The sequence below is a fragment of the Bartonella sp. CB10SXKL genome (assembly GCF_042195515.1).
GTDB lineage: Bacteria > Pseudomonadota > Alphaproteobacteria > Rhizobiales > Rhizobiaceae > Bartonella.
This window is the reverse complement of record NZ_JBHION010000005.1, coordinates 122,792-130,230: the sequence shown is the minus strand read 5'-3', so window position 1 is coordinate 130,230 and position 7,439 is coordinate 122,792. Positions and strand designations below refer to the sequence as shown.

The following is a 7,439-nucleotide window of genomic DNA, read 5'->3' as shown; positions in this document are numbered from 1 at the left end:
AGTTGATTCAAGATAAACAGATTTGAAATGAAAGAATCTTACGTTATTCGGGGGTCTAATTCAATATACAAAACAGTAAATTATCATTATAAATCAATATATTGTTATTGTGTGAAGCGTGCTTTATAGACAAATGTTAGAAACCCTATTCCCTTAACTTTACTCAGGCATCATTAACTTAAAAGTCAATAAAAAAATAGGTTACATACAACAAAGAAGAGTGTGGTGCCCAGACGCGGATTCGAACCACGGACACGCGGATTTTCAGTCCGCTGCTCTACCAACTGAGCTATCTGGGCATGCTTCATAAAAAACATAAAGCGTTTGCGGTTATAACATTAAAATTTTCTCTGTCCAGTCATCAAAAGAAAAATAATTGATTTTTTAATAAGTTTATCTCCCTATTCTAGAGCGTTATCAATGAATCTTTATCATAAAATAAATTTGATAGGTATATTGGACACTTTAGTGTATTGTTATTAGAATGCTGTCTTATCGTGGTGGTGATACGAAAAAAATTAAAAGAATCAATCGAGAAGCATGATTAAGAAAGATTTTTTTATAAAGTTTCCGTGAATTTTAAGCATACGAAATAATAGACAACATTTTTGACTTTTTCTACAAAGATTGTTGATTAGTCTTTATAATAATTTGTTTTTCTTTATAAAGAAAAAAACATCTAAAAGGGGAGAAATAATGATAATGTTACAAAAACCAAGTAGTCGTCCCAATAACACTAATTTTTCTTCAGGTCCTTGTAGTAAACGGCCTGGTTGGACTCTTGATGTTCTTAAAAATGCATTAGTTGGGCGTTCACATAGATCTAGAGAAGCAGAATTAAAACTTGCTGAAGTTGTTAATTTAACCCGTGAGATTCTTGAGGTTCCTTCTGATCATCGTATAGGAATTATGCCCGGTTCAGATACCGGTGCTGTTGAGGCTGCTCTATGGTCTCTATTAGGTGAGCGTGGCATTGATATGGCGGCGTGGGAAAGTTTTGGATTTGGGTGGAATAAAGATGTTGTCGAGCAATTAAAGCTTTCTGATGTGCGTCGTTTTGAAGCTCCTTATGGTGAAATACCAGATTTAACACAACTTGACTTTGATCGGGATGTTGTTTTTACATGGAATGGGACAACTTCTGGTGTGCGTATTCCTAATGCGGATTTCATTCCGCATAAGCGGGCTGGGTTGACCATTTGTGATGCAACATCTGCAGCTTTTGCGCAATATCTTGATTTTTCAAAATTAGATGTTGTTACTTTTTCATGGCAGAAAGTTTTGGGAGGTGAGGCTGCACATGGTATGGTGATTTTAAGTCCTCGTGCTGTTGAGAGGCTTGAGAATCATGTTCCAGCTTGGCCTATGCCTCAACTTTTCTATATGACAAAAAATGGAAAATTGAACGAAGATATTTTTAAAGGAAAGATCATCAACACACCTTCTATGCTTTGTGTTGAGGATTTTCTTGATGGGTTGAAGTGGGCAAAGTCTCTAGGAGGTGCAGCGGCATTAAGAGCACGGGTTGAGAAAAACTTTTCTGTACTTGATGCTTTTGTTCGCAAAACGCCATGGTTAGAATATTTGGCAAAAGATCCTGAAGTGCGTTCTAACACCGCTATTTGTTTAGATATTGTGGATCCAGTGATTACTGCTTTGGATACGGAAAAGCGAGTATCTTTTATAAAAGCGGTTGTGAAACGTCTTGATGAGGAAGGGGTTGCTTATGATATCGGTTCGTATCGCGATGCTCCTCCTGGGCTTAGAATTTGGGCGGGTATAACAATTGAGGCTTCCGATCTTGAAATTTTGACACAATGGCTTGAGTGGGCGTTCCAAGTTGAAAAAGCACAGCTTTAAATAATTACTGGTGATTTTCACAACGTATTTTTAAACAAAAAAGGATACGAAAGATTATGATGATCTTTCGTATTCTTGTATCAGACAGACAGCATCTAAATATTACGTGAATTGTAAAAGATTAAGAGAGAGAATGAATGCTCTGTCAGGTGTTGGATACGCACAAATTAAAATCTCTATTTTTTTTACTTTGTTGTAGCAAAAATAACAGATTTAAAATATTTTGGTATTTGCTTATCTTTATTATCATAAATTTGAAAATTTAATCACTTGAAGATTGAGAAAAATCTGAAATGAGGAGTCGCACTTGCTCTAAGGTTTCGTTATAAAGAAGTGTTTGTTTTTGAATGCTGGTTTTTTTAACCAAACACGACGGAGAAAGTTATGGCCAATGTAGTTGTTGTCGGTACACAATGGGGTGATGAAGGCAAAGGTAAAATTGTAGATTGGTTATCTGAGCGAGCAGATATCGTGGTGAGGTATCAGGGGGGGCATAATGCTGGCCACACATTGGTTGTTGATGGAGTCAGTTATAAATTATCACTTTTACCGTCTGGTTTAGTGCGTGGCAAGTTATCAATTATAGGCAATGGTGTTGTTGTTGACCCTCATCATTTTGTTGCAGAAGTAAAAAAACTATGTGATCAGGGTGTAAAAATCACACCAGAAATTTTGCGTATTGCTGAAAATGCTCCTTTGATTCTTTCTTTGCATCGTGATCTTGATGCAATTCGAGAAAGCGGTTTATCTGGTTTAAAAATTGGTACAACAAAGCGTGGTATTGGACCGGCTTATGAAGATAAGGTGGGACGTCGTGCTATCCGAGTGATGGATTTAGCAGAAAAAGATACACTTATGGCTAAGATTGAGCGGCTTTTGAGGCATCATAATGCTTTGCGTCGTGGGATGGGTGTTGCAGAGATTGATTCTCGAGCACTTTATGATGAATTGATGCAAGTTGCGGATAAAATTTTGCCCTTTATGGATTGTACGTGGCGTCTTTTAGATGAAGGTTATCGAGGAGGGAAACACATTCTTTTTGAAGGTGCGCAAGGTGCTTTATTAGATAATGATTTTGGAACTTATCCTTATGTAACGTCATCTAATACAGTTGCTGGGCAAGCATGTACAGGTTCGGGGATGGGACCTGATGCAATTCATTATGTTTTGGGTATTGCAAAAGCTTATACTACACGCGTTGGAGAAGGGCCGTTCCCGACAGAGCAGATAAATGATATTGGTGAATTTCTGGGAGTGCGTGGACATGAATTTGGTGTTGTAACGGGTCGAAAGCGTCGATGTGGTTGGTTTGATGCTGTCTTAGTACGTCAGATGGTAACAATTTGCGGTGTTCAAGGTATAGCATTGACAAAACTTGATGTTTTAGATGGTTTGGATGAAATAAAAATTTGTATTGGTTATGAGCTTGATGGTAAAAGAATTGATTATTTACCTTCTTCCATGGGAGCTCAGGATCGGGTGAAGCCTGTTTATGCAACATTAGAAGGTTGGAAGGAAGAAACAGCACATGCATTGAGGTGGGAAGATTTACCAGTGCAGGCTATTAAATATATACGCTATATTGAAGAACTGATTAATACAAAAGTGGCTTTATTATCCACAAGTCCAGAGCGTGAAGATACTATTCTTATTACGGATCCCTTTGTTAATTGATTATTATTTTTAGATTTCTATATATGTTCTCTGTGCGTTTTTGTCTCTTTTTACAAAAAAGTTTTTAAGAGTACGTAAGAGAAAGGTGCAAAATAGCATTGTTTATTTTTCATATTCATTTTACATTGTTGCGATAGTTGTACCAATATTAAATGGCAATCAATTTAGAAGGCTAAAATAAAGTTTTTTGGCTTTACTATTGATTTTTTCTCAGTTTAAGAGAGATTATAGAGGAAATGGTAGATTTCGTTGGAATCTTAAAAAAGACAATTAATGCACAAAATAATATTACACCACAAGTGCGTAAGCGGATTTATAGGCGTGCTACCGAAACACTAGAACATCAATTTTTAACAGCAAAAATACCACAAGCAATAGCGGATGAACAGAGAAAGATTCTTCAAAGTTCTATTGCAACTGTTGAAGGAGAATATTTAGCAGTTGAAAAGAAGCGGCTTTCTTCAGTTATTGGGTGGAATCCCACAAATATAAATGAAGATAAGAAATATACAAAAAAAACTATATTACCAAAGAATAATGAATTTTCAGAGGTAAATATAAAAAGAAAACAGGATTTTGTTACGCGTTCAAAGGATAACAAGGTATTTGATGAGCTTTGTGTATCAGATATACCAGATGCAGAGCCTGTTAATATGGAGGCTGATGTGCCTTCTCAGCATGTTAATAGCAGTGTGTTAAAGATTTCTCCTTCGCAGGAAGATAATCCGCATATTGTTTCGCACATTTTTTCTCAGGCTTTACGTCGTGCTAATAAATCGTTAGTGCAAAGGCGTATTGTAATAAGTGCTGTTTCTGTTGTTAGTTTTGTTGTTTTAATTGTTGGTATTTTTTTTGTTGGTGAGCGTGTATTTGTATCAAATGATCATCAGTTTTTAGAAGAAAATCTTCAAGCTTCTCACAGAGTACCAAAGGCATTTCCAATTAAGAGAAAGTTAACACAACGCTTATTAGAGGATGGAAGTGAAATTGATGTTGGTTTAAAACAAGCGATAGATTCTTCGGATGAAGAAGTACTCTCAACAGTTGTTGATAGCAATTTGCAATCGCTTGAAAAATCAGGTGAAGCTGTTTTCTATCAAGCACGTACAAATTATGATGCAGAAAAGATAGCAACGGGAAGTGCTCGCTGGACGCTTATAAAAGAATCTCAAGTGAAGGGGGCTCCAGAAGAAACAACTATACAAGGTGATATAACAATTCCTGATGAAGGGGTATCATTACGGTTAATTTTACGTCGTAATACCGATCAGTCATTTCCTGCTGCATATATTATGGACCTTGTTTTTATTCTTTCTGATAAATTTTCAGGTAAAGCTATAAGCAATGTTCAAGCATTAACCTTTAAAGCAAGTGAACAATCCATTGGACAGGCTTTAACAAGAACCATTGCTGCAAAGATTAACGATGACTTTTTTCTTGTCGCATTGAGTGGTAATCATCCATTTCTTGATCGAAATTTACAATTGATGCGAGAATTAGATTGGATGCGTTTGGTGTTAACGGATAAAAACGGGCGTATAAGTGAATTAACCTTTGCAAAAGGACCAACAGGTAAGTCTATTTTTAATGAAGTTATTGGACAATGGCTTGCACAACAAGATAAGTTAACAGTTCTTGGTCAAAAAAATAAAACATAGATGCAAAAAAATAAACGGCTGTGAAGAATTTTCTACGACCGTCTTTATCAATTATATACCAAATATATTCAATAAAGCTTTACATATCAATAACTTAAAGAATTCGATAGGCTAATTTACAAGTATAAAGCCAAGGCATGCTTTTTTTCATTTTCACATTTAAAGAATGTGCAAACCATTGGCTTTATACTTAACTCTAGGTTTTATACTTGACTTTGAGATAAAGTAGAATCTTTGATAGAGTTTTGCACTTTTTCAAATGCACGCATTTCAATTTGTCTTACTCGTTCTCGACTAATATTAAATTCGCCAGAGAGTTCTTCTAGGGTTAGTGGTACATCGTTTAAACGACGCGCTTTAAATATACGCTTTTCGCGTTCATTGAGATTGTCCATGGCATTTATGAGCATGGAACGGCGATTTTCTAATTCACTTTTTTCAATTAAAATTTGTTCTTGATCGTTAGATTCATCCACCAACCAATCTTGCAACTCACTGTTTTCCCCTTCTTTTGTTCGAATTGGTGCGTTGAGTGAAGTATCACCACCAAGCCTACGATTCATTGATACAACTTCATCTTCTGTGACATTCAACTGGATTGCAATTTTTTTCACTTGTTCTGCATTGAGATCGCCACTATCAAGTGCTTGAAGTTTACTTTTTAACTTACGAAGGTTGAAAAACAAACGCTTTTGATTAGCTGTTGTCCCCATTTTCACCAAACTCCAAGAGCGCAATACATATTCTTGGATTGACGCTTTAATCCACCATATTGCATAGGTTGCAAGACGAAAACCCCGCTCTGGTTCGAAACGTTTAACAGCTTGCATGAGTCCAACATTGCCTTCTGAAATGACTTCCCCAATGGGAAGTCCGTAGCCCCGATATCCCATCGCGATTTTAGCTACGAGACGCAAATGGCTGGTTACTAGCCTATGCGCAGCTTTTAGATCATTATGCTCACGGTAACGCTGAGCTAACATATATTCTTCTTTTGGCTCAAGCATTGGAAAACGACGCACTTCTTCCAAGTAACGGTTTAAACCACCATCACCTGTCATTACTGATAATAAATTCATATGGGCCATATAGCACCCTCCTTTTGTTTGAATTCCCTGATAAGGCAAATTCTATGTTTTAGATAGCTAACTATCCTCATAACCTCACTCTAGCATATTTTTCAATTTTGTTCAAAAAAAGATATTTTATTGTGAAATCTTGAGAAGGGGAAAAGTTTCAATTCATTTTTTTAAAAAGTTTAATAAGTTTAGCCATATCTTGAGGCAGTGGTGCGGAAAACGACATAACTTTACCGGTAGAAGGATGTTCAAAAGTAAGACTTGCAGCATGGAGTGCATGTCGGTTGAATTGATCGATTGCATTTCTAATAGTGGGGTTGAATGTGTTTGATTTTGTTTTAAAAGCGTTTCCATAAACTGTATCGCCTATGAGTGGATGCCCAATATGAGTCATATGAACACGGATTTGATGGGTGCGTCCAGTTTCCAAGCGACATTCCAGAAGGCTAGCAAAAGATGTTGAGTCTGCATGAGAGCCATATTTTTCAAGCAGAGAAACATGTGTAACAGCATGACGAGCATAAGGGTTTTGGTTATGGATGACAGCTTGCTTTGTCCGGTTATGGGGCGAACGGCCAAGTGATGCATCAATTGTCCAGACATTGCGCTGAGGTGTTCCCCAAATCAAGGCATGGTAGCGTCGATCTAATGCGCAGGTACGTCCATGATCAGAAAATTGAGCACTGAGACTTTTATGAGCTAGATCATTTTTTGCAACAACCATAACACCGCTTGTATTTTTATCAAGACGATGGACAATGCCAGGGCGTTTAACACCACCTATACCAGATAAACTATTCCCACAGTGGTAAATAAGGGCATTAACCAATGTACCGGTCCAATTGCCATTCCCAGGATGAACAACAAGACCAGCTGGTTTGTTAATAACAATGACATGATCATCTTCAAAAAGAATGTCCAATGCAATGGCTTCAGCGCTAGGTTCTGCATCACGAAGGTCAGGCATTTCCAATTCAATTATTTGGTTAGGTTTTAATTTTGTTTTTGGTTCCTTTATGAATTGACCATCAATTTTAAGACAGCCTTCACGGATGAGGGTTTGCAAACGCGAACGCGAGAGCACATCATGATATTGTTTTGCGAGCCACTGATCAAGACGTTGCCCAAGAGCACCTTCATCCGTTATTTTCTGTATTACCATACGATT

5 protein-coding genes and 1 tRNA gene are annotated in these 7,439 nt (G+C 37.0%); 3 read left to right on the top strand and 3 right to left on the bottom strand.

Annotated features, from left to right (window positions below; translation table 11 throughout):
- Positions 1 to 223 precede the first annotated feature (223 nt).
- A tRNA-Phe gene (locus tag ACFIK3_RS04365) sits at positions 224 to 299 on the bottom strand.
- A gap of 397 nt (positions 300 to 696) precedes the next feature.
- On the opposite strand from ACFIK3_RS04365, the gene ACFIK3_RS04360 reads away from it, so the two are divergent.
- From ACFIK3_RS04360 to ACFIK3_RS04350, 3 genes are all read left to right on the top strand, one after another.
- Positions 697 to 1,860 (top strand): phosphoserine transaminase, encoded by a 1,164-nt coding sequence (locus ACFIK3_RS04360; protein ID WP_375630981.1) that lies wholly within the window; start codon positions 697 to 699, stop codon positions 1,858 to 1,860.
- Positions 1,861 to 2,244: 384 nt separating this feature from the next.
- Complete coding sequence (locus ACFIK3_RS04355) at positions 2,245 to 3,534, top strand: adenylosuccinate synthase (protein WP_273790353.1); 1,290 nt, start codon at positions 2,245 to 2,247, stop codon at positions 3,532 to 3,534.
- Positions 3,535 to 3,770: 236 nt separating this feature from the next.
- A complete protein-coding gene (locus ACFIK3_RS04350; RefSeq protein ID WP_375671223.1) occupies positions 3,771 to 5,192 on the top strand; it encodes a hypothetical protein in 1,422 nt (473 codons plus the stop codon).
- A gap of 203 nt (positions 5,193 to 5,395) precedes the next feature.
- Here ACFIK3_RS04350 and rpoH read toward each other — a convergent pair whose 3' ends face one another.
- Positions 5,396 to 6,280 carry an RNA polymerase sigma factor RpoH gene (rpoH, locus tag ACFIK3_RS04345; RefSeq protein WP_273790355.1) on the bottom strand — a complete coding sequence of 295 codons (885 nt, stop codon included), beginning with the start codon at positions 6,278 to 6,280 and terminating at the stop codon, positions 5,396 to 5,398.
- 148 nt (positions 6,281 to 6,428) lie between these two features.
- Positions 6,429 to 7,433, bottom strand: coding sequence for an RluA family pseudouridine synthase (locus ACFIK3_RS04340; RefSeq protein ID WP_273790356.1), 1,005 nt, complete (start codon positions 7,431 to 7,433; stop codon positions 6,429 to 6,431).
- Between the last annotated feature and the right edge of the window lie 6 nt (positions 7,434 to 7,439).